Below are 25,272 nucleotides of genomic sequence, written 5' to 3' on the forward strand. Positions count from 1 at the left end.
CAATGGCATCAGATCATGCAGGCGCTTTCAATTTTCTGACAGCTTTTTTTGCGGCGAATTATTTGTCTGGGCGCACAAAAACCCGCGCTCTGGGTCACGAAGACGCCGAGGCGCGGGAAAACGGCACAGCAAGCTGAATTTACTTGCGGGGCGGCTGCGCGGGCCGCACTTCGACGCGGCTGGGCAGCGTGCGTGCGGGCATTTTCACCAAATCCACCACGATCTGAGCGATGTCTTCGGGCTGAATCTTCCAGGCGTCACTTTCTGAAGGAGTGTGTCCGCCAAAGTGGGTGGCCACCGACCCCGGCATGATCTGGGTAACCTTAATGTTTAGGGGGCGTAGGTCGAGCATCATCACTTCTGAGAGTCCGTTGAGGCCGAATTTGGAAGCGTTGTAGGCTCCGCCGGCCGCGAAGGGATTTTTGCCGGCCAAGCTGGACAGTGTGATCACGTAGCCGTGGCTTTCCTTGAGGTAGGGAATGGCCGCCTTGACAGTGAAAAAAGCTCCGGTGAGGTTGGTGTCGATCACGGCCTGCCAGTCCTCGGCGCTCATATCCTGGATGGGGGCGAACTTGCCGACGCCCGCGTTGACGAACAGCACGTCCAAGCCGCCGAACGCTTCGGCATGGGCTTTCATCGCGCCTTCCAAGCTGCTGAGGTCGCGCACGTCGCAGACCACGCCCCGCGCAGACTCTCCAAGTTGCTGTGAATTGAGTTGCTGGGCCGCCGCTTCGATCTCACCCTGGTCGCGGCTGGTGACGGTCACGGCGTAGCCTTCTTTGAGCAGCGCCTCGGCGGTAGAGTAGCCGATGCCTTTGCTGCCGCCGGTAATAAACGCGCTTTTCTGGGTCTGGGCCTGCGAATGGGTCTGGGGATTAGTCATAGGGGAAATCTAACACGCCGTGCCCGCCGCTCAGGGTAAGCCGTCAGGCGGCGCAGCATTCCAGCCTATCCAGCTCAAAAAAGCCGCCCGCGCCCACTGGGGGCGTTGGCGGCTTTGTCTTGCGATCAGCTCAGAAATTGAACTTGTCGATGTTGGCCTTGTCGAAGGTGGTGGGAGGCCCCAGCACCACTTCGCCGTTCTTGCCGACGGTGTACTTGCCGAGCTTGCCTGCCGTGAAGGTGTCGCCCTCCTTGCCAGTCACCTGATTGCTGGCCAGCGCGGCGGCGGCGTAGGCGGCCAGGTAGCCGAGGTCGCCGGGATTCCAGAGCTGGAAGGCGGTGACGGTGCCGTCTTTAATGAACGAGCGCATCTGGTTGGGGGTGCCGAGGCCGGTCAGCATCACCTGACCCTTCTTGGGACTGGTCGAGAGATACCGCGCCGCCGCCGCCACGCCGACTGTGGTGGGAGAAATCACACCCTTGAGGTTGGGGTAGGCTTGGAGTAGGCCCTGCATCTCGGTGAATGACTTCTGGTCGTCGTCGTTGCCGTAAGCGATTTTGACCAGCTTCATGTCCTTGTAAGCAGGCTTTTTCAGCTCGTCTTGCATGATCTTGATCCAGGCGTTCTGGTTGGTGGCGTTGGGGGTGGCGCTCAGGATGGCGAATTCACCCTTGTTGCCCATCAGCTTGGCCAGCAGCTCTACCTGCCCCTTGGCAATGCCGTCGCTCTTGGCCTGGTTGATGAAGATCTGGCGGCCTTCGACGGCTACGTCCGAATCAAAGGTAACCACTTTAATGCCCTGAGCCATCGCCCGCTTGAGCGAAGGCACCAAAGCGTTGGCGTCGTTGGCGGCCAGCACGATGGCGTCCTGACGCTGGGCGATCAGGGTGTTGATGTAGCTGACCTGTGAGCTGGCTCCGCCGTCCGACGGCCCCACGGCCTTGCCGATACCGCCAAGTTCCTTGATGGCCTCTAGGCCGCCGTTGTCGGTGGTGGTGAAGTAGGGAATGTTGATGATCTTGGGCAGCATGGCGATCTTGAGGCCCTTTTTATAGGTGTTCTGGACCAGGACCGCCGAAGCGAGGCCAGCGGTCAGGGTCAGGGCGGACAGGAGTACGGTGCGCTTTTTCATGTGGAACCTCCAGATCGGGGAGAGGGGCGAAGGGTGGTGAGGCGGCTGTGGAAGATGAGTGGGAAGTGGGGGCTACTGAATCACGCGGTCCCCTTTGGCGCGGCGGCGCTCGCGGTACGTGCGGAAGTGGCCGAGCAGGTTGGGCACCAGCACCGAGCCGATCAGCAGCAGGCCAGTCACGACGGTCAGCACCTCGTTGGACACATCCACGATGGTCAGCGCTCCGTTGATGATGCCGATGAGAAAGACGGCGGCCACCGCGCCCACCACGCTGCCCTTGCCGCCAAAAATACTGACGCCGCCGAGCAGCACCGCCGCGATCACGCCGAGTTCCAGGCCCACGGCGTTGTCGGCCCGCGCACTGGCAAAGCGGAAGGTATAGACCACGCCTGCCAGTGCCGACATCAGTCCCGACAGCACAAAGAGGCTCAGCTTGACCCGCTCGACCCGCAAGCCCGCGAACCGCGCCGCCACTGGATTGGCTCCGATGGCGTACAAGCTGCGCCCGAAAGCTGTGGCGTGGAGCACCACCACCGTGATGACAGCCAGCACAAAGAACAGCGCGATGGGAATGGGAATCGGCGTGCCCGGCAGCGTGCCAAATCCCAAATTAGTGTAAAAGGCTGGAAAGTCGGCGATGGCCTTGTCGCCCAGCACCACGTAAGCCAGCCCCCGGTAGAGCGCCAGCGTGCCAATTGTGACCGCCAGCGAGGGCAGGCCCAGCCGGGTAATCAGCAGGCCATTGAACAGTCCGGCCAGTGCGCCCACCGCCAAAGCCGCCACAATCGCCAGCGGAATCGGCCAGCCCGCCGCGAAGAGTGCCCCCAGCACCGCACTGGACAGTCCCAGCGTGGAAGCCACCGAAAGATCGATCTCGGCCACGATGATAATCAGGGTCATGCTCAGCGCGATCAATGCCACCTCGCTGAAATTGGCGGTCAGGAAGGTCAGGTTGGAAGCGGTCAAGAAGGCGGGCGAGAGCAGCGCCCCGCCGAAGAGGGCGGCGAAGACCAGCACGATCAAGGTGACTTCCCAGCCCAGCAGAGTGCGCCATTTCATGATTGCCGACCTTTGGCGTTCTGCTTGGCGCTACGGCGAGACACCAGCATGTCCACACTGATGGCTGCCAGCAGCAGCGCCCCCTGAATGGCCTGCTGATAAAAGCCGGGTGCCCGCAGCGTCACCAGAGCGCTGCTCATCACGCCCAGCAGCAGTGCGCCCAGGCCCGCGCCGAGCAGACTGCCCACTCCGCCGTTGATGCTGACGCCGCCGACCACCGCCGCCGCGATCACTTGCAGCTCCAGGCCGCTGCCTGCGTTGGCGTCCACCGTACCGTAGCGGGCCAGATACAGCACGCCCGCCAGCCCGGCAATCGCCCCGCTGAGGGCAAATCCTGTGAGGGTGCGCCGGGTGACGCTGATGCCTGCCAGCACCGCCGCCTCCGAGTTGGACCCCACCGCGTAGTATTCGCGCCCGCCCCGGTACGACCCCAGATAAATCCCGAAGCCCAGCATCACCACGATGACCAGCAGCACCAGATTGGGGACGCCCAGCAGATTGCCCGTCGCAAAGCCCAGAAAGCTCGGCGGCAAGTTGGAAGCGTTGATCTGACCGCCGTGAACCACCGCGTAATCGATTCCCCGAAAGACATACAGCGTGCCGAGGGTGGCGACCAGCGCCGGAACCTTGCCGTAAGCGACCAGTAAGCCGTTGACGCTGCCCAGCACCGCGCCCAGCCCCAGACCGAACAGCAGGGCGAGCGGCACCGGCAGGCCCGGAAAAGCCACGAACAGCGAGCCGGTCAGGAAGGCGCTGAGGCCTACCACGCTGCTGACGCTCAGATCCACGTGTTTCATCAGCAGCACGATGGTCTGACCGACGACTACCAGCGCGATGATGGCCACGTTCAAAAACAGATCCTTGAGGCTGGTGAAGCTGAGAAATAGCGGATTGATGGCTGCCGTACCCAGTGTGACGAACAGCAGCAGCGCCATCAGACTGACTTCCCGCGCCCTGAGCAGCCGCGTCAGGAGGTTCGGGGCGGAGGTCTGAGTCTGAGCAATTTTGCCGGTCACGCCGCGCCGCCCAGTGGACTGCTTTGTTTACGCTGCCCCGTCGCCAGATACATCACGGCTTCCTCGCTGCCTTCCTCGCGGCTGAGTTCGCCGACGAGTTGCCCCTCGCGCATCACCAGAATGCGGTCGGCCATGCCCAGTACCTCCGGCAAGTCCGAGGAGATCATCAGCACGGCGAGGCCCGAGGCGGCCAGCTCCGCTAACGTCTTATGCACCTCGGCTTTTGCGCCCACATCGATGCCGCGCGTCGGTTCGTCCACGATCAGGACGCTGGGATTGGTGGCCAGCCACTTGGCCAGCACCACCTTCTGCTGATTGCCGCCCGATAAGCTGCTGGCCGGGTCGGTCAGGCGGTGGGCCTTAAGTTGCAGCTTGGTGGTCCAGTCGCGGGCGCTGCTGCTCTCGGCCTCGCGGTTCATCAGCCAGCCGCTCCGCAGCCGATTCAAAATGGCCAGATTGGCATTACGCTCGATGCTCATGTCCATCACCAATCCCTGCTGGCGGCGGTCTTCCGGCACCAGACCCAGCCCGGCGGCCATCACCGCCTGCGGGTTGAGCGGCGGGGCAACGTGTCCATTGATCCTGACCTCGCCGCCCTCACGTGGATCGATGCCAAAGATAGCCCGCGCCACCTCGCTGCGGCCCGCGCCCACCAGACCCGCCAGCCCGACGATCTCGCCTTTACGCACTTCAAAGCTGATGTCGTCAAAGACGCCCGCTTGCCTGAGTCCGCGTACCGACAGGGCCACTTCGCCCAAGTGAGCCTCGCCGCGTGGATACAGGTCGCCCAGATCGCGCCCCACCATCTGCCGCACCACCTTATCGGTGTCGTAGTCAGTGATTGGGCCACTGCTGACCCAGGTGCCGTCGCGCATGATGGTCACGCGCTGGCACTCGCCGAAGACTTCTTCAAGCCGGTGGGTAATAAATAGCACCGCCGCGCCGCGTTCCCGCAACGAGCGCACCACCTTGAACAGCCGCTCGGTTTCCGATAATGTCAGCGCCGCCGTCGGCTCGTCCATGATCAGGACATTGGCCTTGAGCGACAGGGCCTTGGCGATTTCGACCAGTTGCTGATCGGCGATGCTCAGGCCGCGCACCAGCCGGGCCGGATCGAGCGTGACGCCGAGTTCGCTCAGCAACCCCGCGACCTGCTGGCGCATGGCGGCCTTGTCGATGCGGCCCAGTCCGCCGGAGGGCTGCCGTCCCATCAGCACATTTTCAGCCACGCTGAGATCAGGAAAGAGGGTCGGTTCCTGATAGATGATGGCAATGCCCGCGTCCCGCGCTTCGCCGGGCGAGTGAAAGTGAACATCTTGCCCGCCGACTTGCAGTGTGCCACTGTCGCGCTTGTGGACACCCGCCAGAATCTTGACGAAGGTTGACTTGCCCGCGCCGTTCTCGCCCAGCAGGGCGTGAGCCTCGCCGGGAAAGAGGTCGATGCTGACATCCGAGAGCGCCTTGACTGGGCCGAAGGATTTGCTGGCGTGACTGAGGGTCAGGAGAGGCTGCCTGTTGGGCTGGGCGTTTTGAAGATCAGTCAAGGTGAAACACCTCTTCCAGTCGTAGAAAACCCTGATCCGGCGTGCCTGCCAGGTCTACAAAAAACGGGGCCATTTCGCTTTGCCAGCGGGCATTGACTTCTGTATTCGCCATGCGGGACTGCGCCGCTTCCAAGCTGGGCGTTTCAAAATAGCCGACGAGTAAGCCGTCCTCTTTGAGAAAAAGCGAATAGTTGTGCCAGCCGGTTGTTGAGAGGGCCGCCAACATCTCGGGCCAGACAGCGGCGTGGCGGGATTTGTACTCTTCTAAGCGCTTGGGGCGCACTTGAAGTAGAAAGCAAACTCGTTGATGGGGTGCGGTCATGGCCCTCCAGAACGCGGGATCGAAATGAACTTTGGACTGGCCCCATTCAACACTACCGCACAAAAAATTGCAAGGGCTTGTTATCTTTTGTCACTTTGATGTTAGAGTATAGCCATGCCTAGTGACACTGTGGCTCCCTTGCCGGGACGCCAGCAAGACATCTTGCGCCGCGCCCTTAGCGAGAAAGTGGTGCGGATCAAAGACTTGGCCGCCGAGTTTGGTGTCCACGAAATGACCGTGCGCCGTGACATAGACGCGCTGTGCGAGCAGGGCAAGCTGCTGCGCGTTCACGGTGGAGCGCAACTGCTCGACAAAACCAGTGAAGAACTTTCTCAGCAATTGCGCTCGGCGCAGCATGTGGAGGCCAAAGAACGGATTGCCCGCGCCGCTCTGGCCCTGATCCAAGACGGCGACACGGTGGCTCTCGACGCCAGCACCACCTGTCTGGCGCTGGCCCGCTTGCTGCCGGCCCGCAAAGTGCAGGCGATTGCTTGCAGCTTGGACGCCGCCAACGTGCTGGCCAGCGGCGGCGTGCCGTTTTTGATGGTGGGCGGCAATTTTCACACGCCTGCCCGCTCGTTTGTGGGGGCATTTTTCACCGATACCATCTCGCGGCTGCATCCGGATCTGGTGTTTTTTTCGGCCAAAGGCTACACCCCCGACGCCGGTTTTACTGATCCTCATTTGCCGGAGGTGGGAGCCAAACGGGCGCTGATCGCCAGTGGCAGCAGCGTGGTGGCCCTTCTGGACGCCAGCAAAGTGGGCCGCCGGGCGCTGGCCACCATCGCCACCCACGCCGACATCAACACCCTGATTACCGACGCCGATTTGCCGCCGGAGCAGCGCAGGCGGCTGGAGGAAGACGACATTCAGGTGATCATGACGGGGTGAGGAGCGGCGTCCTCTTGGCAGAGCTGCAAAGCAGAGGAGGAGCCCATAAGGGTGCTGCCCACGACGACAGTCCATCCACGACGATTGGTGAGCAAAACGAACTTGGCCTTCCCGCCGCTTCAAAAGGAGCCACATGAACCCAGACCTTCTGACCGCACTCAAAGCCCAGCGCATCGAGACGCCCTCGTGGGGCTACGGCAATTCCGGTACGCGCTTCAAGACCTTTGCCGCTGCGGGTGCGGCCCGAACCATCTGGGAAAAGCTGGACGACGCCGCCGAGGTTCAGCGCTTGACCGGCATCGCGCCCGGCGTGGCTATTCACATCCCCTGGGACGCGGTGGACGATTACGGCGAGTTAAAAAAATATGCTTCAGAGCGTGGCCTCACCATTGGCGCAATCAACCCCAACGTCTTTCAGGATGAGGAATACCGGCTGGGCAGCGTCACCAACCCGGATGAAGCGGTGCGCGAACAAGCTATTCAGCACCTGCTCGACTGCGTGGAGGTCATGAAGCAGACCGGCAGCCGCGACCTCTCGTTGTGGTTCGCGGACGGTACCAATTACGCCGGACAGGACGATCTGCGCTCACGCAAACGCCGAATGCGGGCGGGACTGAAGCGCGTTCACGACGCTCTGCCGAGCGGCACTCGGATGCTGGTGGAATACAAATTGTTTGAACCGGCTTTCTACGCTACCGATCTGTTTGACTGGGGCGCTTCGTACTCGCATTGCCTCGCCATTGGAGATAAGGCGCAAGTGCTGGTTGACCTCGGCCATCACGCGCAGGGCGTCAACATCGAGCAGATTGTGGCGTTTCTCTTGGACGAGGGGCGGCTGGGCGGCTTTCACTTCAATGCCCGCCGCTACGGCGACGACGACCTGATCGTGGGCACGTCCAACCCGTTTGAACTGTTCTGTATTTACGCTGAACTGGTTTACGGCGCGAACTCGGCGGACGATTTGACAAAGCAGACCGCTCAGAACTTGTCCTACATGATTGACCAGAGTCACAATATTGAGCCGAAGGTGGAGGCCATGCTGCAAAGCGTGCTGAACTGCCAGGAATCTTATGCCAAAGCTTTATTGATTGACCGTGATTTGCTCAAAGAGGCCCAGAGCAAGGGCGACGTGCTGGCCGCCCACCGCGTCATGATGGACGCCTTCAAAACCGATGTGCGTCCGCTGCTGATGGAACTGCGTGCCGAGATGGGCATTCACTCTGAACCGATTGAGGCGCACCGGCAAAGCGGTTATCAGGAAAAAGTGGCCCGCGAGCGCGGCACCCAGACGGGCGGCGGCGGCTATCCGGTCAAGGGAAAGGCGGGGGTGAGCCGCTAACGATGGGCGGCGAGTCGGTGAGTTTCATTGCCGTGGACTTGGGCGCGTCCAGCGGGCGGGTGGCGCTGGGACGGTTGGAAGGCCAGCCGCCGCAGCAGCGCCTCAGCATCGAGATTTTGCACCGCTTTCCCAACGGCGGCGTCCCCGTGCGCGGCGGCTTGTACTGGGATGTGCTGAATATCTGGCGCGAGATTCTGCACGGCCTCAAGCTGGCGGCTGGGCGCGGCGAGGTTGCCAGCGTGGGCGTCAATACCTGGGGCGTGGATTACGGTCTGGTGGATAAGCGCGGCGAACTGCTCGGCGGGGTGCGCCACTACCGCGATTCACGCACCGACGGCGTGCTGACGCGAGCCTTTGGGTTGATGCCCAGAGCCGACCTCTATGCCCACACCGGCATTCAGCTTTTGCCGATCAACACGGCCTTCCAACTGCTGTGCGAGTCGCCGACGCGCCTTGAATCTGCCCATAAATTGCTGATGACGCCCGACCTTTTTCACTTCTGGCTCAGCGGCAAAGCCGTCTGTGAGCGCACCATTGCCAGCACCTCGCAGATGTACGACCCCCGCAGCCGTGAGTGGTCAAAATCGGTATTAGATGCTCTGAACTTGCCCGCCAATTTACTCCCCGAACCGGTTCCCGCCGGAACGGACTTGGGGCCGCTGACGCCCGAAGTATCTCGCCTGACTAACCTGAGCGGAACGCAGGTGATCGCGCCCGCCGCCCACGACACGGCCTCCGCTGTGGCCGCCGTTCCTGCTGAGGGTCAGGACTGGGCCTTCGTGTCCAGCGGGACATGGACTCTGGTGGGCTTGGAAGTTCCCGAACCTGTGCTGACGCCCGCCGCCCTCGCCGCCGAGCTGACCAACGAGGCGGGCGCGAACGATCAGACCCTGCTGATGAAAAACGGTATGGGTCTGTGGCTCTTGCAGCAGTGCGATTTGGCTTGGAAGTTGGACTACGCTGACCTCTACGCGCAGGCCGCACAGGTTGAAGCTGGCCCGCTGATTGATCCCGAAGATGCCCGTTTTGCCGCGCCGGGGGCTGATATGCCGCAGCGTGTTCAGGCGTATTGCTTGGAAACTCAGCAAACCCCACCCCAGACCCCCGCCGAGATCACCCGCTGCATCGTGGAAAGTTTGGCGCAGGCCACCGCAAAGGCGCTGACGGTGCTGGAGGAGGTCAGCGGTAAGCACCTGAACACCGTTCATATCGTGGGCGGCGGTTCGCAGATTGCCCTACTCAATCAGCGCATTGCCGACCTCTCCGGCAAAACGGTGATGGCGGGGCCAGTGGAAGCCACCCTGATCGGCAATTTGCTGATTCAGGCGCAGACGCTGGGGTATTTGCGGCGGGACGAACTGCGCGGCGTGGTGCGGCGCTCCGAAACTGTGCAGATCTTTGAACCCGCCGCACTGGAGGCCGCTCATGCCTAAAATCCTGAATGAACTGCTCTCGCTCTCGCACACGCTGGGCAACCCGCAGCACCCCTGGGCGATTCTGGGCGAGGGCAACACCTCGGCACGCCTGAGCGCCGACACCTTTTTGGTCAAGGCGAGCGGCTCCGAGCTGCGAACGCTGACCGAGGCCCACCTCAGCGAAGTGCAGTTTGCGCCGCTGCTGGACGTACTGAGCAGTAATCGGCCCTACGCCGACGCCGACATCAAAGCTCTGCTGACCGGTGCCAGTCTGACGCCCGCCCTGCCCTCAGTGGAAACGCTGCTGCACGCCTTCTTGCTGGGCTTGCCGGACGTGAACTTTGTGGGCCACACCCATCCGGTGTCTATCAACGGCCTGACCTGCTCGGCTCGGGGCTGGTCTGCTCTGCAAGCAGGCGGACGGCTCTTTCCCGACGAAATCGTGGTGTGCGGCCCCGCGCCGTGCTGCGTGCCGTATACCGATCCAGGGTTGTGGCTGGCCCGCGCTTTAAGGGACGCCATTGAGTTTCATCAGCAGGCGCACGGCGTCACGCCCAAAACCATCTACCTGCAAAACCACGGCTTCATCGCGCTGGGCAAGTCTGCCCGTGAGGTGCAGGCCGTGACCCAGATGGCCGACAAAGCCGCCCAGATTTTGCTGCATGCCCTCGCCTGCGGCACCCCCACTTACCTGACCCCCGAACAGGTGGCCCGCATCTATCAGCGCCCCGACGAGCACCACCGCCAGAAAGCTTTAGGGCTTTAACCGCCCAGATAAGGAGAACTTATGACCAATACTCAAGCCCGCTCAACTTTGCCCGAAGACCGCTGGAACGACGCCGACGCGCCCAAGTCGGACGGCCTCGCCTCGCTGACTTACCGCTCCAATTTGCTCGGCTCCGACCGTACGCTGGTCAACATTTACGGCGGCAACACCAGCACCAAGAGTGTGGAAAAAGACCATCTGGGCCGCGACGTGACGGTGCTGTGGGTTAAGGGTTCGGGTTCGGACATTGCCACCATCACCGAGAAAGGGTTTGCGGGCCTCAAGCTCGACGAAGTGCTGCCCCTGTTTGACCGCGCCGAGATGTCCGACGAGGAAATGACCGCCTACCTTGACCGCACCGCCTTCGAAGTGGGCCGCCCGCGCCAGAGCATCGAAACGCTGCTGCACGCCTTCGTTCCGGCCAAGCACGTGGACCACACCCACCCCGACGCCATTATTGGCATCGCCTGCACGCCCAACGGCCCCGACGTGATGCGCGAGATTTACGGCGAGCGGGCGGCCTGGGTGGACTTCATCCGGCCCGGCTTCACCTTATCCCAGCAGATCGGCGCGGCGGTGCGCGATAATCCCAAGCTGGAAGCCGTAGTGATGGGCAAACACGGGCTGGTGACGTGGGGTGACACCTCCAGAGAGAGCTATGAATCCACCCTGAAAATTATTGGCGAGGCGCAGACTTACCTGGACGTCCACGCCGAGGCCCAGCCGTTTGGCGGCGCGAAAGTCCAAAGTGTGCCAGCCGACGAGCGTGACGCCCTCCTCTTCAGTGTTTTGCCGATCCTGCGCGGCGCAATGAAGGGGGCGCGTCCGGTGATTCTGGAAGTGGACACTTCTCCTAACATCATGGAATTCGTCAACTCCAACGCCGCCGCCGAGCTGTCGCAGGTGGGCGCGGCCTGCCCCGACCATCTGGTTCACACCAAGCGCGTGCCGCTGTACCTCAACTGGACGCCGGAGCAGGGAGTGGAAGCGCTGATTCAGGCGGCCAAAGACGGTGTGGCCGGCTTCAAGACCGAGTACGCCGAGTATTTTGACGGCAACAAATCGGCAGGCGACGTGATGTTCGCGCCCTCGCCGCGCGTGGTGCTGATTCCGGGCCTCGGGATGGTCACCAGTGGCCCCGACGCGCAGGGAGCCGACGTTTCGCGCCAACTTTATACCCGCGCCATTCAGGTGATGAAGAGCGCTAGCAGCCTGAGCGGCTTCGTGAGCTTGTCTGCCGCCGAGAGTTACGCCATCGAATACTGGCCGATGGAACTCTACAAACTCAGCCTCAAGCCCGCGCCCAAAGCGCTGGAAGGACACGTAGCACTCGTGACGGGCGCGGCCAGCGGCATCGGACGGGCGATTGCCCACCGGCTGGCGGCGGACGGAGCGCACATCGTGATTGCTGATCTGAACGCCGACGGCGGCAAGACCGTGGCCGAGGAAGTGAACAAGCAGCGTGGCCAGCGGCGGGCCACCAGCCTCAGCATGAACGTGACCGAGGAAGGGCAAGTCATCAACGCTTACCACCAAGCCGTGTTGCAGTACGGCGGCGTGGACATTGCCGTCAACAACGCTGGAATCGCCTCCAGCGCCCCGATTGAAGAAACCAGTCTGGAGATGTGGAACCACAACCAAAGTATTCTGTCTACCGGCTACTTTCTGGTGGCCCGCGAAGCCTTCAAGCTGATGAAAGCGCAGGGTACCGGCGGCAGCCTGATTTTTATCGGCAGTAAAAACAGCGTGGCGGCAGGTAAGAATGCGGCGGCTTACAGCACCGCCAAAGCCGCAGAACTCCACCTCGCCCGCTGCCTTGCCGAGGAAGGCGGCGCAGCGGGCATCCGCGTCAACTCGGTGCTGCCCGACGGGATTTTGGCCGGAAGCAGCATCTGGGACGGCAAATGGCGGGCCGAGCGTGCGGCGACCTACGGCCTCGAACCTGATCAACTGGAGGAGTTTTACCGCAACCGCACCACGCTGAAGGTCAATGTGTTTCCCGAAGACATTGCCGAGGCCGCTTACTGGCTGACCTCGCCCGCTGCCGCCAAGACGACGGGCGGCGTGATCACGGTGGACGGCGGGGTGCCGATAGCTTATGTGCGGTGAGCAAAGATCACCCCTGTTGTCGCCGTCCGCCTTGAGGGGAGCGACGCGTGAAAGCGTGGAGAGTGGAGCCAGTACAGCTCTCAAGGAGAGGGGGTGAAGTGAGCAAAGCGGTTGCCCCTCCCACTCGTCACATAGCCGTTGACCTCGGCGCTTCCAGTGGCCGCGTCGCTCTCGGTACGTTCGAAGGCGGCAAGCTCCACGTAGAAATCCTGCACCGCTTCCCCAACGGCGGCGTACCCGTGCGTGGGCAACTCTACTGGAACGTTCTGGGCCTGTGGCGCGAGGTGCTGCACGGCCTCAAACTGGCGGCGCAGCACGGCGAGATTCAGAGCATCGGCGTCAATTCGTGGGCGGTGGATTACGGCTTGCTGGACGCTCAGGGCGACTTGCTGGGCGCGGTGCACCATTACCGCAGCCCCCGCTTAGATGGTGTGATGCAGCGGGTGCGGGCCACGCTGACCGACCAGGCGATTTATAACGCCACCGGCATTCAATTTTTGCCGTTCAACACCCTCTACCAACTCGCTGCCGAACCGCCTGAACGTTTGGCCCGCGCCGACAAGTTGCTGATGATCCCCGATCTGCTGCACTTCTGGCTGTGCGGCGTGGCCGTCACCGAGCGCACCAATGCGAGCAGTACGCAGTTTTTCAACCCTCAAATGGGAAAATGGGCCACCGAATTGCTCGACGCCCTCAATATCCCCACCAGATTGTTGTCCGATATCGTTGAATCCGGCACGACTTTAGGCAAATTGACGCCGGAAGTGGAACGCGAAACGGGGCTGAGAGGCGTTCAAGTGATCCTGCCCGCCACGCATGACACCGCTTCCGCCGTCGCCGCCGTGCCTGCCGAGGGCCAAGACTGGGCTTATGTGTCGAGCGGCACTTGGAGCTTGGTGGGTATTGAAACGCCCCAGCCGATCATCACGCCGCGCAGCCTCGCCGAGAATCTGACCAACGAAGCAGGCGTGGGCGGCACCAACCGGCTGCTCAAAAACGTGATGGGCCTGTGGATTATTCAGCAGTGCAACGAGGTCTGGAAGCTGGACTATGCCGATTTGTACAAGCAGGCCGCCGACGTGGCATCTGGCTCCACCATTGACCCGGATGACGCCCGCTTTTTGCCGCCCGGTGCGGATATGGCTGTGCGGGTTCAGGCGTACTGCTCCGAAACGAATCAGTTCGTACCCCAGACGCCCGCTGAGATTACCCGCTGCGTGCTGGACAGCCTCGCCCACAAAACGGCGCAGATTCTAAGGGTGCTGAAAGACGTGAGCGGTCAGGCTATTCGCGTGGTGCATGTGGTGGGCGGCGGCTCACAAATTGCTCTGCTCAACCAACTGATCGCCAACGCCTGTGGCAAATGGGTGATCGCTGGCCCTGTGGAGGCCACTTTAATGGGTAATCTATCGGTGCAAGCGCTGGGCCAAACCGACCTTCCTACCCTGCGCCAAGTGGTGCGGGCCTCCACCGCCTTGAAAACTTTCTCACCCAACCCCCAACCATGAAAATAGATTTGTTTATCACATGCCTCAACGACGCCCTTTTTCCGCAAACGGGCCTGGCGATGGCGCGGCTGCTGCGGCGACTCGGCCACCAAGTCCGCTTTAACGAAGCGCAGACCTGCTGCGGCCAGATGCATTTCAATACCGGCTATCAGCGCGAGGCCCTGCCACTCATCCGCAAATTCGTGAACGACTTCAGAAACGCCGAGGTGATCGTGGCCCCCAGCGGCTCCTGCGTGGCCTTCGTGCGCGACCTGTATCCGAAGGCGGCAGAGTGGGCCGGAGACGACGATTTGTTGCGGGAAGTCACCGAACTTGGAAAGCGGACGTATGAACTCAGCGAATTTCTCATCAAGGTGCTGAAGGTCGAAGATGTGGGCGCGTACTATCCGCACCGCGTCACCTACCATCCAACCTGCCATGCGGCGCGGCTGCTGCGGGTGGGCGACGCGCCTCTGAGGCTGCTCAAGAATGTGCGCGGCCTGACCCTGGTGGAATTGCCCGCCTCTGAGCAGTGCTGCGGCTTCGGCGGAACGTTCAGTGTCAAGAACCCCGAAACCAGTACAGCGATGCTGGCCGACAAGGTGCAGAGCGTGATGAGTACCGGGGCCGAGTGCTGCACGGCGGGCGACAATTCTTGTTTGATGCACATCGGCGGCGGCCTGAGTCGGCTGCAGAGTGGGGTGGGCGTGGTGCATTTGGCGGAAATTTTGGCAAGCACTGAGTCAATGAGCGCTGGAAGTTCAGAAACCATCGGCGCAATGCAGGTCAGCGCGGAGGCCCTGCTGTGAGCGCTGGAGGCATTCACCCGGCCCGGCCTTTTCCTGAGGCGGCCCGTGACACGCTGCAAGACGCCCAGATGCGGCGGAACCTCAAGCACGCCACCACCACCATCCGCGAGAAGCGCTTTCGGGCGGTGGCTGAGCTGCCGGATTGGGAAGCTCTCCGCACGCGAGGTGCAGAACTCAAAGACGCCGCTCTCTCAGACTTAGCTGAGCAACTCCTGACGCTGGAAACGGCAGTCAAGCGGCGCGGCGGGCAAGTTCACTGGGCGCGGGACGCCGCCGAAGCCTGCCGCATCGTGACTGACCTCGCCGCTTCTCATGGAGCGCGGGAGATCATCAAAGTCAAGAGCATTACCAGCGACGAGATCGAACTCAACGCGGCGCTGGAAAAGCGCGGCATTCAGGCCATCGAAACCGACCTTGCCGAGCTGATCGTGCAACTCGCCGGAGACACGCCCAGCCACATTCTGGTTCCGGCCATTCACAAAAACCGCGCCGAAATCCGTGATTTGTTTCGCCGAAAACTCGGCGCAGAATTGCTGACCGACGAGCCGAAAGTGCTGGCCGAAGCCGCTCGCCTCTACCTCCGCGAGAAATTCCTGAGCACCAAAGTGGCCGTATCCGGCGCAAACTTTGCCATTGCCGAAAGTGGAACCGTCTGCATCGTGGAATCCGAAGGCAATGGGCGGATGTGCCTGACCTTGCCCGACGTGCTGATTTCGGTGATGGGTATAGAGAAGGTGCTGCCCCAGTGGGCCGACATCGCGCCGTTCATGCAACTCCTGCCGCGCAGCTCTACCGCCGAGCGTATGAATCCGTACACCAGTTTCTGGAGCGGCGTCACCCCCGGCGACGGCCCGCAGGAATTTCATCTGGTTCTGCTGGACAACGGGCGCACCGACGTGCTGGCCGACGAAGCCGCCCGTCAAACGCTGCGCTGTATTCGCTGCTCGGCTTGCCTGAATGTCTGCCCCGTCTACGAGCGGGCGGGCGGCCACGCTTACGGCAGCGTCTACCCCGGCCCGATTGGCGCGATTCTGACGCCTCAACTGCTGCAACTCGAAGATGAAAATGCCAACACCTTGCCGTGGGCCAGCAGTTTGTGCGGAGCCTGTTACGATGCTTGCCCGGTCAAGATCAACATTCCCGAAATCCTGATTTATCTGCGTGGACAGATTACGCCGCACAAGTCGCACAATCTAGAGAACACGGTGGAGAGTATTGCTATGAAAACCGCCGCCTGGATTTTTAACGAGCCGTTCCGCTTTGAGGGAGCGCTGAAACTGGCCCGTACTGGGCAGGGGCCGCTGGTGCAGCACGGCGCGATTCACGCTCTACCCGGCCTGCTCGGTGGCTGGACGAGTTCGCGCAACTTGCCGCCGTTTCCGGCCAAATCGTTTCGTGAGCTGTGGCGAGAGGAGGGACAAAATGACGAGTGAGGCCCGTTTAGAAATCCTGACCCGCATCCACCGTGCCGCCGCTGGCCCCAATCTGGAGATAGAACGCCCCCCCATTCCTGCTTCGACCCGCCAAAGGGCCGAGATCGTGGCTCAGTTTGCCGAGTACGCCGCCGAGTACCGGGCCGAAGTTCACCGCGCCAGTGGAGCTGACTTGCCCGCTCTGCTCGCTGGTTTGCTGAGCGGCCAGAATGTCTTAATTCCTGAAGGATTTCCAGCCCAGCTTTTCCCGCAGCCCGCAACCCACAAGCCGCAAACCACCCACGCCGACCTCGCCGCTTACGACGCCGTGCTGACCACCTGTGCCGTCGCTATTGCCGAAACCGGTACGGTGGTACTCGATCACGGCGCGGGGCAGGGGCGGCGAGCGTTGACGCTGATTCCGGATTGGCATGTCTGCGTGGTGCGCTCCGAGCAAGTGGTGGACAGTGTGCCTGAGGCGGTGGCCGCTTTACAAGCAGCGGTGCTGGCGGGCCGCCCCCTGACTTGGATCAGCGGGCCGAGCGCCACCAGCGACATCGAACTCAGCCGCGTTGAGGGTGTTCACGGGCCGAGGCGACTAAGCATCGTCGTGGTGGATTAGGAGTTGTTCTGCTCCGCCGCTTTACGCCTCGGCTTGACCTTCCAGGCTTCCTCGCTCAGTCCGGCGCGGGCGTTGACGGCGCGGGCCATCACGAACAGCAAATCCGAAACGCGGTTGAGATAGATCTGAGCCTGAAGGTTGGCCTCCTCCACCTCCATCAGCCTGAGCACGTCTCGTTCGGCCCGCCTCGCCACGCTGCGGGCCACGTGCAAGCTGGCTCCAACTGGCGTGCCGCTTGGGTGAATAAAATGCTTGAGCGGTTCCACACCGTCCTGATAACGGTCAATCATGGCTTCCAAGTAAGCGGCGTCCTCAGCGTCCATGCGGGCCACATTTTTGGCATAGGGGCTGTCCTGACGGGTCGCCAGATCTGCGCCGAGATCGAACAGCGCGTTTTGCAGGTATTCCAAATCCGTTTCCACGTCGGCCTGCGGCGTGTGCGAGCGGGCGTTGTGGGCGCGGGCAAGGCCCAGCACGCTGTTGAGTTCGTCGACCGTGCCGTAAGCCTCCACGCGGGGATGCGTTTTGCTCACGCGGTCTGCGCCGTAGAGTCCAGTCTGACCGCCGTCGCCGGTGCGGGTATACAGTTTCATGGCTTCAGGGTAAAGCAAAGCAGGCCGCAACAAAGCAGGCCGCAACAAAGCCGCCCACCTTGCAGCGAGCGGCCTAATTTTACCCTTCGCCTCTTGTTTTAAGCCGTTCGCTTCGTCTCTTCGGTCAACTCGCGCAGCTTGTGGGCCAAATCAGCCGACACCACGCCCTCCCGGTAGCGCCAGGTCCAGTTTTCGGGGCCAGTGCTGCCGGGCAAGTTCATCCGTTCGTCGCTGTCCAAATTCAGCAAATCTTGCAGCGGCACGACGGCCAAATTGGCTTTCGATTCAAAGGCGATGGTGGTCAGCAGCCAAGCAAAGCTCTCTTCACTGGGATCGCTGTGGGTGTAGACCCGGAAGGTGTGGTGCTCGTGCTCGTCGGCATTGCGCCACCAGCCCCGGGTGGTGTCGTTGTCGTGGGTGCCGGTGTAGACCACCTGATTTTCCTTGAGGTTGTGCGGCAAAAAGGCGTTGACGGCAAAGTCGCCGCCGCCAAAAGCAAATTGCAGCACCGCCATGCCCGGCAAGTTGTAATCGTCGCGCAGCGCTTCCACGTCCGGCGTAATCACGCCCAAATCCTCGGCGATAATCGGGAGGTCGCCCAGCGCCTGACGCACGGCGTCAAACATGTCGTGCCCCAGCGCCGGTTTCCACTCGCCGTTCATGGCGGTGTCGGCAGGAAAAGGAATTTCCCAGTAGCCCGCAAAGCCCCGGAAGTGATCGACCCGGATCAGGTCGTACAGCTTCAAGCTGGCCTGAAAACGGCGAATCCACCATTCGAAGCCGCTCTTTTTCATCACGTCCCAGTCATACAAGGGATTGCCCCAGAGCTGGCCGGTTTCGCTGAAGTAATCTGGCGGCACACCCGCGACCACCGTCGGCTGGCCTTCGTCATCAAAGAAAAACTGCTCCGGGTTGGCCCAAGCGTCGGAAGAGTCCATCGCCACGAAAATTGGAATGTCCCCGATGACCTGCACGCCCTGTTCGGCGGCGTAATCACGGATGGCCGTCCACTGCCTGAAAAACAAAAACTGCTGAAACGAATAGCGCTCGATTTCGCGAACCAAGCGGGTTTTGGCGTCCGACATGGCCTCGGCTTCGCGGCGGCGAATCGGCAGCGGCCAAGCGTTCCACGGCAGGCCGCCCTGCTCGTTTTTGATGGCCATAAATAGCGCGTAGTCTCCCAGCCAGTGCTGCTCGCTGGCCTTGAATACGGCGAACTCGGCGTCCACTTCGCCCATTTCGCCCTCGGCCCGGCCCGCTTCGAAGTGTGAGAAGGCGCGGCTGAGCATTTGGTTGCGCCAGATGTACTGAAGGCCAAAATCCACCCGGTCAGGGTTAAATTCCGGCACCGCGTCAAAGTCCACGTCCAGCAGCAGTTCCTGCTCGCGTAGGGTGTCGAGGCACACCAGATACGGATTGCCCGCGAACGCCGAGAAGGCCTGATAAGGGCTATCGCCGTAGCCGGTGGGCCCGAGCGGCATGACTTGCCAGTATTTTTGGCCCGCGCTGGCAAGCCAGTTGATAAAGCTGCGGGCCTCTTGGCCGAGTTCGCCGATCCCGTAAGGGCCGGGCAAACTGGTGGGGTGGAGCAGGACTCCACTGGAACGGGCAATCAGCATGACATCTCCTTGGATGGGCGTGGTCCGTCACACAACCGGCGGCTGGCTGTCTCCGGCTGCCGGAGTTGGAACCACTTCCATGAATGGAGAGATTGTAGCAAGGCAGCGGTGGAGGAGAGCACAAAGTTTAAGAAAGAGGGGCCGCAAACTCGCCACGCCGTGAGGAGCGTGAGCTGTCCGCCTGCCCACCAGTTGCCAGACTGATAGCTCAGCACTTTGAGCTGGCTGATAAAACGCCGCTCTTTTATTTGCTGAATCTGACGGCGTTCTGTTTCCCCAAGCGAGTGAGAGCAGCGTGAAACTTTAAGTGGGGTAGGTGTACGGGGTGGGGCAACCACGCGCTACAGCTTTACAAAAGCACTTCTGGTTTTGGATAGGCCTGCTGCTGTTCATTAGACGCAATCATTTTTTGGAAAACCTGCTCCTTCTTCCATCCGTCTTTATCAGTAGGTTAATCCACTCGCTAAAATCGCACCAAGCATCAGTATCTTCTCGCCAATCTTCTGGATAAGAGTCAACAGTAAATATACCAAATGTGTTAGTGCTTCTAGATAGATCGAAGCCAAAATAGTAACCTGAATATGAATTACGAGCCACCAAAAAAAACTGCGATAAATCTTCTATAAGCACATCCGATACAGATGCATTGATCTCTCTGAGCTTCTCAACACGAAAAAATTCGATAGATTGCATGAGTATTTCAGTCATTCCTTCTTGACATTTGTATTTTGCAAATATATCGCAAGCGCCAAACATAATGAGGAATTCAAAGTATTCGCTCTTCTCGGGAATTCCAAAACCGAGAAAAAGAGACTTTAATTCCTTGTGTTCGTATCTGCGGTTTATTTTGAATGAAAATTCAATACCTGAGTCAGATGTATACTTGCCCTGCTCAAATCTAACACGCAAGGTTCTAATATTCTCCTTGAGCATATTATCTAGTCGGCCCGTTTATCATTCTAGAGGACATCTTGGACGAGAGGGAAGTTCTCGATTACTCCATCACCTCTTCAATCGTCACGATGCCGCGCTCTTCCTCGGTCACTCGGTACTCGCCCTGCGCCACGATAAAGTCGGCGGCGAGTTGCAAGGTTTCTTCGACCCACTGCCGATCATTGCTGACCGTTACCACCCCGATAATTTCCCAGTCGTGGGCGTTGAGGCCGTCCAAGCGGGCCACCGTTACCGGAAAGCGGGCCTTGAGGCGCTCGACCACGGGCCGCACCAGCGCTCGCTTTTCCTTGAGATTGCTGACCCAGGGCATCTCTACGCGCACCGTCAGGCTGCCGATATAGCCGAGCGCCACCTAAAGCATTCCCGCCAAAAAGCCCTGCTTGCGAATGGCCCGCAGCAAATCCATGACGGTCAGGGCGGTGGGGTCATACTGCACGGCGATTTGCCCTTGGTCGGGTTGGGCCTGCGTCACGCCGGGCATGGCCAAGAGCGCTGCCGAGATGCGGACGCCCGATTCTTGCTCCATGCCGCGCACGCCGATCAGGACGCGGGCTTTGTTGTTGGGTTGGGTCATGGGTTGATTCTCCTTTTAGTGTCTTCTGGGAGTGGTGCTTTCATGGTGAATGCCAGGAACCGCGTTTTTTTAGGCGCTACTCTCGCCACCCGTGTTTGGCATTTTACTGAGCCGCTCGCCGGACGCGGTCTGGTGGCGGCTGCCCAGATAGCTCACTGCGTAGCGGCCCAGCAGGTGCGCTTCTTCATTGTGGGCCGCGCTCTCTAACTCCGGCGTCACGGGAAAGTGAACTTCGTAGACGGCGGCGTCGTAAGCGCTCTTGACGCAGGCGTGCAGCAACCCGCTGGCCGCCTCGCTGGGCGCACCTTCGGTCAGCAGCACCTGCACCACCATCACCACTGGCTTGTCGCCTTGCCAAACGGCCTGGGCCAGCAGTACGCCCATGAGCTGGCCTTCCTCTTCCGCCAAAAAGCTGTGTTCGCTTCGTTCAAAAAACTTGAGGGCGGGCAACGAAGTTCGCAGGCGGCCTTCTCGCTCGCGCTCATCGAGGGTGTCGAAGGCAGGGTCGGCGCGGCGCTGCACGGCCAAGTCGAGCGCTTCGAGTGTAGGGAAGTCGTCAGGGGTAAAGATTCGGTAACGCAGCATAAACGCAGGCTAGCGCTTGGGTGTGCGCCGATTGGTGGGCTGGCTCGGCAGATTGGTTAATTCAAACTCCGGCGGGCTGTGGCAAACTGCTGGACATGACTGCCGAACCCGTTCGCGCCCGCCTAGAAGCCCTCGCCGCCGCCCTGCGACACTTTCACTCCGCTCTTTTGGAGGTGGCCAAAAGCGACTACGAGTTTTTGCACGGCCCCGTGACTTCCCCTTTCACTTTGTTCAACCTCGTCACCAACGATCCGGCGTTTCAGTGGTTGCGCCCACTTTCGGGCTTGATGTCCACCTTAGACGAAGTGATCGACCAAAAAAACACCGTGCTGGGCGAGCGCCAACTCGGTGACGTGCGCCAAGCTTACGGTCTGCTGTTCGGCAATACCGACACCCGCTTCGCAGATTTCCGTGACGGGTTTAGGAAGGCCAAGCACGATCCCAAGGTGCACCAAACCGAAGCGCAGGTGCGGGAAGTCTTGGACGCCCATGACGCATGAAACTCATCGTGGCCCTCGGCAATCCCGGTTCTCAGTACGCCCAAACCCGGCATAACGTCGCCTGGCAGGTGGCCGACGAGCTGGCAAGGCAACAGGGTGCAGTGTGGCGAGCCGGCGAACACGCGGAGCAAGCCGAATTCCGGGTGCTCGGCGAAAAGGTCCTGCTGATCAAGCCGCAGACCTTTATGAACGCTTCGGGCAAAGCGGCGCTGCCCGCCATGCAGTTTTATAAGCTCAGCCCCGAGGCGCTGTTGGTCATTCAAGACGACCTAGACAGCCCCTTCGGGTTACTCAAAATCAAAGTGGGCGGGCGGCACGGCGGCCAAAACGGTGTGCGCGATATTATCCGCGTGCTGAGCACTGAGCAGTTTGCCCGCCTCAAAATCGGTATTTCTCGCCCGCCTGCTGGCCGCGACCCTGCCGACTGGGTGCTGAGCAAATGGGCCGAGAGCGAGCGCCCCACCTTAGACGAGTTGGTGCGGCTGGGCGTCGGCGCGTCGCTCAAGTGGGTCACAGCCGGCCCCAAGGAAGCGCAGGCGGCCTACAACAACACCGACCTGCGCCCCAAGCCGGAGCCTGCCGCTCAAGTGCCGGTCAGTGCAGCCGAATCGGAAGTCGAGTCAGGCCCGGTACCACTTTCTCAAACCGCTCAGAAGTAAAGCCGCGCTCAAGAGAGCCGGAGAACTTCAGGCCCGCCGCTGCTGTATCAAGCCGTATGACGCTGATCTCACTGACGGTGACGCAATGGAAGTCCTGACCGGACTGCTGACTTCGTTCGGTTTGTCTGGCGCGGCGGGCCTGAACGCTTACGTGCCGCTGCTGATCGTCGGCTTGCTCCAGCGCTACGGCGTGATTGCCTTGCCAGAGTCGTACGCGCTGCTGAGTAACACCTGGGTGCTTCTGGGCATCACGGTCGTCGGAGCGCTCGATTTCGTCGGAGACAAGATTCCCGGCATAGACCACGCCCTGCATGTCTTCGGCGGCATTCTCAACGCGGCGGCGGGGGCGGTGCTGTTCGCTTCGCATGCGGGCATCACCCACCTCGATCCCAGCGTGTCGCTGCTGCTGGGCTTCGTGGTGGCGGGCAGCGTGCAGATGGGCCGCACGGTGTTGCGTCCGGCGTCTACCGCCCTGACTGGTGGGCTGGCCAACCCGCTGGTGTCCACTGCCGAGGACGGCACTTCGGTGCTGCTGAGTATTTTGGCGATTTTCGCTCCGGTGCTGGCGGTGACCCTGTTGCTACTGCTGCTGTATTTTGGCTTCCGCTTGTGGCAGCGGCGGCCAAGGCGCAGGTCGCTGACGTAGAACAGGGGAGAGACAGGGCGGCGCAGACGGTTCAGTGTCTGCGCCGCTTCTTGCTGGCCTGATTTATGGAGGACAAATGGACATCTTGTCCAAAAAAGTTTGAACGGATTGCATATTTGGATCTAGAAAAATCGTCTCGCCGCCTAAATTGTGCAAGTTGTCCACACAAATGCAGCGATATGAACGCTTTGGCGTTGACAGACTGCACGGCTGACCTTAATCTGCATTTTAGACATGGCCTAAAAGTTCCAGTCGTGGAGGAGCTTCAACGGACAGGTTGCAGTGCAGGGCCAAAGGAGCCGCATGAAACTGATCACCGCAGTGGTAAGGCCCGAACGGGTGCAGCAAGTCAAAGAAGCCCTGTTCCAAGCGGGCATCAAGGGATTGACGCTGAGCCGGGTCAGCGGACACGGCGGCGAGCAGGAAGTCGTGGAGCGCTACCGGGGCACCCGCGTCATCGTCGAGTTTCACGACAAAGTGGAATTCAAGATGGCCGTCAGCGAGCCGTTTATAGAACTTGCCATTGAAGCCATCTGCCGGGGCGCACGCACCGGAGAAGTCGGCGACGGCAAAATTTTCGTGACGCCTCTAGAGCGGGTCATCCGCATCCGTACTGGTGAAGAAGACAACAGCGCCCTGACGCCCGTCGCAACCAAAACCCTGACGCCCACCCGCTAAACCGGGCCTGACGACCGTACCGAGGAGATTCGATGCTGCTGACCCCAACTGTACTGAGGCGCTCGCTGCCGCTGCTGACCTTGTTGAGCATAGGTGCGGCGCTGGCCCAAGCGGTCAAAGCCCCTGCCTTTAACACCGGCGACACCGCTTGGATGATCGTGGCCGCCGCGCTGGTGCTGTTCATGACGCCGGGTCTGGCCTTTTTCTACGGCGGCCTGACCCGCTCACAGAGCGTGCTCAACACCATGATGATGAGCTTTGTTTCTATAGGCTTGGTGCTGGTGCTGTGGATGCTGGGCGGTTACAGCATCGCCTTCACGCCGGGCAATTCCTTTTTTGGTGGACTCAGCGCTGCCGGCCTCAATGGCCTGAGCAATACTGTCAACGGCACCATTCCGTCTTACGTCTTCGCGGCGTTTCAGGCCATGTTCGCCGTCATCGCACTGGCGCTGATCTCCGGCGCGGTCGTCGAGCGGATGCGCTTTGGGGCCTTCTTGCTGTTCGGCGGACTGTGGAGCCTCCTGATCTACTCGCCGCTGGCCCATATGGTCTGGGGCGGCGGCTGGCTGGGCGTGCGCGGAGCGCTGGACTTCGCGGGCGGCACCGTCATTCACATCGCGGCGGGCGTCAGCGCTCTGGTGGCCGCCTTCGTGTTGGGGCCGCGCATCGGACATGGCCGCACCGCCCACGTGCCGCACAATGTTCCCTTCGTGCTGCTCGGCGCGGCGATCTTGTGGTTCGGCTGGATCGGCTTTAACGCCGGCAGCGCTCTGGGAGCCAACCAATCGGCGGCGCTGGCTTTTATGACCACCTGCGTGGCTACCGCCGCCGCCATGCTGACCTGGCTCATTTGGGAAAGTGCGCGGGGCGGCAAGCCTACCGCTGTGGGCGCAGCGACTGGCTTGGTCGTGGGCCTGGTCGCCATCACGCCGGCTTGCGGGTTCGTTTCTCCCTGGGCGTCTTTGGTGGTGGGCATTGCCGGAGCCACCGCCAGCTTCTGGGCGGTGCAGTTCAAGCAGGCCTTCCGCGCCGACGACGCTTTAGACGTCTTTGCCTGTCACGGTATTGCGGGCATTGTAGGAGCGCTGCTGACCGGCGCACTAGCGTGGACGACGGGCCAAGGCAAGCCGCTGGGCGAGCAAATGCTGATTCAAACTCAAGCGGTGGTGTTTACTCTGGTGTTCTGCGGCGTGGGCAGCTTCATTTTGCTCAAGTTGGTGGGTCTGGTGTTGCCGCTGCGGGTCACGGCCAGCCAAGAAGTCAGCGGCATCGACATCTCCTCGCATAGTGAGCAGGGCTACGCCGAAAACGAATCGGGCCTCAGCGCTCCGGTGATGATCGGCGGAGATTAAGTTTTGATTAAATTGCCCTTTCCAGTGAGGTCGAGCATTCGTTTTTGTGTCCCCCAGTGCAGTGGCTGGGGGATTTTGCAGGTCTGCCGAAGGTGGGAGCGGCTGTGACTTTCACCTCAGCTTTATCTTCCCGGTCAGGGCACGCCACGCGGCGGGGGCTTCATCCGGGATTGATGTCCTAAAAAGTGATTGGGGGTGCTGTGATAAGATTTTCGTTGAGCTTGACAGTCTAAGAGTCGGGCCAAACCAACTGCATGTTTGACTCGCCGCCACCCACCTCAGGGCGCGGGGGGTCATGTGCCACGA

The 25,272-nt window shown here is 61.1% G+C and carries 26 protein-coding genes; 14 read left to right on the top strand and 12 right to left on the bottom strand.

Going from position 1 to position 25,272, the window contains the following annotated elements; all coding sequences use genetic code 11:
- Positions 1–139 precede the first annotated feature (139 nt).
- The 6 genes from FNU79_RS02125 to FNU79_RS02150 all read right to left on the bottom strand — a co-directional run bounded on the left by FNU79_RS02125 (position 140) and on the right by FNU79_RS02150 (position 5,956).
- The gene (locus tag FNU79_RS02125; protein ID WP_143719219.1) at positions 140–883 is read right to left on the bottom strand and encodes an SDR family oxidoreductase; all 744 of its coding nucleotides are present in this window, start codon (positions 881–883) and stop codon (positions 140–142) included.
- 130 nt (positions 884–1,013) lie between these two features.
- Positions 1,014–2,015 carry a rhamnose ABC transporter substrate-binding protein gene (gene rhaS, locus FNU79_RS02130; protein ID WP_143719220.1) on the bottom strand — a complete coding sequence of 334 codons (1,002 nt, stop codon included), beginning with the start codon at positions 2,013–2,015 and terminating at the stop codon, positions 1,014–1,016.
- Positions 2,016–2,087: 72 nt separating this feature from the next.
- Positions 2,088–3,074, bottom strand: a complete 987-nt coding sequence (locus tag FNU79_RS02135) for an ABC transporter permease (RefSeq protein WP_143719221.1) — start codon at positions 3,072–3,074, stop codon at positions 2,088–2,090.
- On the bottom strand, positions 3,071–4,090 hold the full coding sequence (locus tag FNU79_RS02140) for an ABC transporter permease (RefSeq protein WP_225429819.1): 1,020 nt from the start codon (positions 4,088–4,090) through the stop codon (positions 3,071–3,073). Before FNU79_RS02140 ends, FNU79_RS02135 begins: the two co-directional genes overlap by 4 nt.
- Positions 4,087–5,634 (bottom strand): sugar ABC transporter ATP-binding protein, encoded by a 1,548-nt coding sequence (locus tag FNU79_RS02145; protein ID WP_143719222.1) that lies wholly within the window; start codon positions 5,632–5,634, stop codon positions 4,087–4,089. Before FNU79_RS02145 ends, FNU79_RS02140 begins: the two co-directional genes overlap by 4 nt.
- The gene (locus FNU79_RS02150; protein WP_143719223.1) at positions 5,627–5,956 is read right to left on the bottom strand and encodes an L-rhamnose mutarotase; all 330 of its coding nucleotides are present in this window, start codon (positions 5,954–5,956) and stop codon (positions 5,627–5,629) included. Before FNU79_RS02150 ends, FNU79_RS02145 begins: the two co-directional genes overlap by 8 nt.
- A 114-nt stretch (positions 5,957–6,070) precedes the next feature.
- Between FNU79_RS02150 and FNU79_RS02155 the strand changes: the two genes are divergently transcribed.
- The 9 genes from FNU79_RS02155 (at position 6,071) to FNU79_RS02195 (ending at position 16,806) form a co-directional block, all read left to right on the top strand.
- Entirely contained in the window at positions 6,071–6,847 is a 777-nt protein-coding gene (locus tag FNU79_RS02155) for a DeoR/GlpR family DNA-binding transcription regulator (RefSeq protein WP_143719224.1), read from the top strand.
- Between the two features lie 133 nt (positions 6,848–6,980).
- Positions 6,981–8,186 (top strand): L-rhamnose isomerase, encoded by a 1,206-nt coding sequence (gene rhaI, locus FNU79_RS02160; RefSeq protein WP_143719225.1) that lies wholly within the window; start codon positions 6,981–6,983, stop codon positions 8,184–8,186.
- A gap of 17 nt (positions 8,187–8,203) precedes the next feature.
- Positions 8,204–9,619 (top strand): rhamnulokinase, encoded by a 1,416-nt coding sequence (locus FNU79_RS02165; RefSeq protein ID WP_225429820.1) that lies wholly within the window; start codon positions 8,204–8,206, stop codon positions 9,617–9,619.
- The gene (locus FNU79_RS02170) at positions 9,612–10,367 is read left to right on the top strand and encodes a class II aldolase/adducin family protein (protein ID WP_143719227.1); all 756 of its coding nucleotides are present in this window, start codon (positions 9,612–9,614) and stop codon (positions 10,365–10,367) included. Before FNU79_RS02165 ends, FNU79_RS02170 begins: the two co-directional genes overlap by 8 nt.
- Positions 10,368–10,388: 21 nt before the next feature.
- Positions 10,389–12,476 (top strand): bifunctional aldolase/short-chain dehydrogenase, encoded by a 2,088-nt coding sequence (locus tag FNU79_RS02175; protein WP_143719228.1) that lies wholly within the window; start codon positions 10,389–10,391, stop codon positions 12,474–12,476.
- Positions 12,477–12,574: 98 nt separating this feature from the next.
- Entirely contained in the window at positions 12,575–13,984 is a 1,410-nt protein-coding gene (locus FNU79_RS02180; RefSeq protein ID WP_143719229.1) for a rhamnulokinase, read from the top strand.
- Positions 13,981–14,772, top strand: a complete 792-nt coding sequence (locus FNU79_RS02185; RefSeq protein ID WP_143719230.1) for a (Fe-S)-binding protein — start codon at positions 13,981–13,983, stop codon at positions 14,770–14,772. Before FNU79_RS02180 ends, FNU79_RS02185 begins: the two co-directional genes overlap by 4 nt.
- Positions 14,769–16,205: a lactate utilization protein B gene (locus tag FNU79_RS02190; protein ID WP_185974579.1), complete on the top strand. Its 1,437-nt coding sequence runs from the start codon at positions 14,769–14,771 to the stop codon at positions 16,203–16,205. The genes FNU79_RS02185 and FNU79_RS02190 overlap by 4 nt, the downstream gene beginning before the upstream one ends.
- On the top strand, positions 16,195–16,806 hold the full coding sequence (locus tag FNU79_RS02195) for a LutC/YkgG family protein (RefSeq protein WP_143719231.1): 612 nt from the start codon (positions 16,195–16,197) through the stop codon (positions 16,804–16,806). Before FNU79_RS02190 ends, FNU79_RS02195 begins: the two co-directional genes overlap by 11 nt.
- Here FNU79_RS02195 and FNU79_RS02200 read toward each other — a convergent pair.
- The 6 genes from FNU79_RS02200 to FNU79_RS02225 all read right to left on the bottom strand — a co-directional run bounded on the left by FNU79_RS02200 (position 16,803) and on the right by FNU79_RS02225 (position 21,131).
- Complete coding sequence (locus FNU79_RS02200) at positions 16,803–17,399, bottom strand: cob(I)yrinic acid a,c-diamide adenosyltransferase (protein ID WP_143719232.1); 597 nt, start codon at positions 17,397–17,399, stop codon at positions 16,803–16,805. The two genes, FNU79_RS02195 and FNU79_RS02200, sit on opposite strands and share 4 nt — an antisense overlap.
- 98 nt (positions 17,400–17,497) lie before the next feature.
- Positions 17,498–19,018 carry a 4-alpha-glucanotransferase gene (gene malQ, locus FNU79_RS02205; protein ID WP_143719233.1) on the bottom strand — a complete coding sequence of 507 codons (1,521 nt, stop codon included), beginning with the start codon at positions 19,016–19,018 and terminating at the stop codon, positions 17,498–17,500.
- Positions 19,019–19,420: 402 nt separating this feature from the next.
- The gene (locus FNU79_RS02210; protein WP_143719234.1) at positions 19,421–19,951 is read right to left on the bottom strand and encodes a hypothetical protein; all 531 of its coding nucleotides are present in this window, start codon (positions 19,949–19,951) and stop codon (positions 19,421–19,423) included.
- Between the two features lie 61 nt (positions 19,952–20,012).
- Complete coding sequence (locus FNU79_RS02215) at positions 20,013–20,324, bottom strand: DUF503 domain-containing protein (RefSeq protein WP_124869824.1); 312 nt, start codon at positions 20,322–20,324, stop codon at positions 20,013–20,015.
- Entirely contained in the window at positions 20,325–20,546 is a 222-nt protein-coding gene (locus FNU79_RS02220) for a heavy-metal-associated domain-containing protein (RefSeq protein WP_143719235.1), read from the bottom strand.
- Between the two features lie 69 nt (positions 20,547–20,615).
- Positions 20,616–21,131, bottom strand: a complete 516-nt coding sequence (locus FNU79_RS02225; RefSeq protein ID WP_143719236.1) for a DUF1999 domain-containing protein — start codon at positions 21,129–21,131, stop codon at positions 20,616–20,618.
- 95 nt (positions 21,132–21,226) lie between these two features.
- Here FNU79_RS02225 and FNU79_RS02230 point away from each other — a divergent pair, with 95 nt between their 5' ends.
- The 5 genes from FNU79_RS02230 to FNU79_RS02250 all read left to right on the top strand — a co-directional run bounded on the left by FNU79_RS02230 (position 21,227) and on the right by FNU79_RS02250 (position 24,966).
- A complete protein-coding gene (locus tag FNU79_RS02230) occupies positions 21,227–21,631 on the top strand; it encodes a hypothetical protein (protein ID WP_143719237.1) in 405 nt (134 codons plus the stop codon).
- Positions 21,628–22,290, top strand: a complete 663-nt coding sequence (pth, locus tag FNU79_RS02235; RefSeq protein WP_143719238.1) for an aminoacyl-tRNA hydrolase — start codon at positions 21,628–21,630, stop codon at positions 22,288–22,290. The genes FNU79_RS02230 and pth overlap by 4 nt, the downstream gene beginning before the upstream one ends.
- An 85-nt stretch (positions 22,291–22,375) precedes the next feature.
- Positions 22,376–22,936, top strand: coding sequence for a DUF4126 domain-containing protein (locus FNU79_RS02240; protein WP_143719239.1), 561 nt, complete (start codon positions 22,376–22,378; stop codon positions 22,934–22,936).
- Positions 22,937–23,239: 303 nt separating this feature from the next.
- Complete coding sequence (locus FNU79_RS02245; RefSeq protein WP_143719240.1) at positions 23,240–23,614, top strand: P-II family nitrogen regulator; 375 nt, start codon at positions 23,240–23,242, stop codon at positions 23,612–23,614.
- Positions 23,615–23,646: 32 nt separating this feature from the next.
- Positions 23,647–24,966, top strand: a complete 1,320-nt coding sequence (locus FNU79_RS02250; protein WP_143719241.1) for an ammonium transporter — start codon at positions 23,647–23,649, stop codon at positions 24,964–24,966.
- The last annotated feature ends 306 nt before the right edge of the window (positions 24,967–25,272 follow it).

Source organism: Deinococcus detaillensis, from assembly GCF_007280555.1.
GTDB lineage: Bacteria > Deinococcota > Deinococci > Deinococcales > Deinococcaceae > Deinococcus > Deinococcus detaillensis.

Bases quoted from the DNA above. Each gene is read 5' to 3' on its own strand.
- FNU79_RS02170 (WP_143719227.1), top strand. From the start codon at position 9,612: ATGCCTAAAATCCTGAATGAACTGCTCTCGCTCTCGCACACGCTGGGC.
- malQ (WP_143719233.1), bottom strand. From the start codon at position 19,018: ATGCTGATTGCCCGTTCCAGTGGAGTCCTGCTCCACCCCACCAGTTTG.
- FNU79_RS02210 (WP_143719234.1), bottom strand. From the start codon at position 19,951: ATGCTCAAGGAGAATATTAGAACCTTGCGTGTTAGATTTGAGCAGGGC.
- FNU79_RS02225 (WP_143719236.1), bottom strand. From the start codon at position 21,131: ATGCTGCGTTACCGAATCTTTACCCCTGACGACTTCCCTACACTCGAA.
- FNU79_RS02230 (WP_143719237.1), top strand. From the start codon at position 21,227: ATGACTGCCGAACCCGTTCGCGCCCGCCTAGAAGCCCTCGCCGCCGCC.
- FNU79_RS02155 (WP_143719224.1), top strand. From the start codon at position 6,071: ATGCCTAGTGACACTGTGGCTCCCTTGCCGGGACGCCAGCAAGACATC.
- FNU79_RS02125 (WP_143719219.1), bottom strand. From the start codon at position 883: ATGACTAATCCCCAGACCCATTCGCAGGCCCAGACCCAGAAAAGCGCG.
- rhaI (WP_143719225.1), top strand. From the start codon at position 6,981: ATGAACCCAGACCTTCTGACCGCACTCAAAGCCCAGCGCATCGAGACG.
- FNU79_RS02220 (WP_143719235.1), bottom strand. From the start codon at position 20,546: ATGACCCAACCCAACAACAAAGCCCGCGTCCTGATCGGCGTGCGCGGC.
- FNU79_RS02245 (WP_143719240.1), top strand. From the start codon at position 23,240: ATGAAACTGATCACCGCAGTGGTAAGGCCCGAACGGGTGCAGCAAGTC.
- FNU79_RS02240 (WP_143719239.1), top strand. From the start codon at position 22,376: ATGGAAGTCCTGACCGGACTGCTGACTTCGTTCGGTTTGTCTGGCGCG.
- FNU79_RS02175 (WP_143719228.1), top strand. From the start codon at position 10,389: ATGACCAATACTCAAGCCCGCTCAACTTTGCCCGAAGACCGCTGGAAC.
- FNU79_RS02185 (WP_143719230.1), top strand. From the start codon at position 13,981: ATGAAAATAGATTTGTTTATCACATGCCTCAACGACGCCCTTTTTCCG.
- pth (WP_143719238.1), top strand. From the start codon at position 21,628: ATGAAACTCATCGTGGCCCTCGGCAATCCCGGTTCTCAGTACGCCCAA.
- FNU79_RS02250 (WP_143719241.1), top strand. From the start codon at position 23,647: ATGCTGCTGACCCCAACTGTACTGAGGCGCTCGCTGCCGCTGCTGACC.
- FNU79_RS02150 (WP_143719223.1), bottom strand. From the start codon at position 5,956: ATGACCGCACCCCATCAACGAGTTTGCTTTCTACTTCAAGTGCGCCCC.
- FNU79_RS02200 (WP_143719232.1), bottom strand. From the start codon at position 17,399: ATGAAACTGTATACCCGCACCGGCGACGGCGGTCAGACTGGACTCTAC.
- rhaS (WP_143719220.1), bottom strand. From the start codon at position 2,015: ATGAAAAAGCGCACCGTACTCCTGTCCGCCCTGACCCTGACCGCTGGC.
- FNU79_RS02195 (WP_143719231.1), top strand. From the start codon at position 16,195: ATGACGAGTGAGGCCCGTTTAGAAATCCTGACCCGCATCCACCGTGCC.
- FNU79_RS02135 (WP_143719221.1), bottom strand. From the start codon at position 3,074: ATGAAATGGCGCACTCTGCTGGGCTGGGAAGTCACCTTGATCGTGCTG.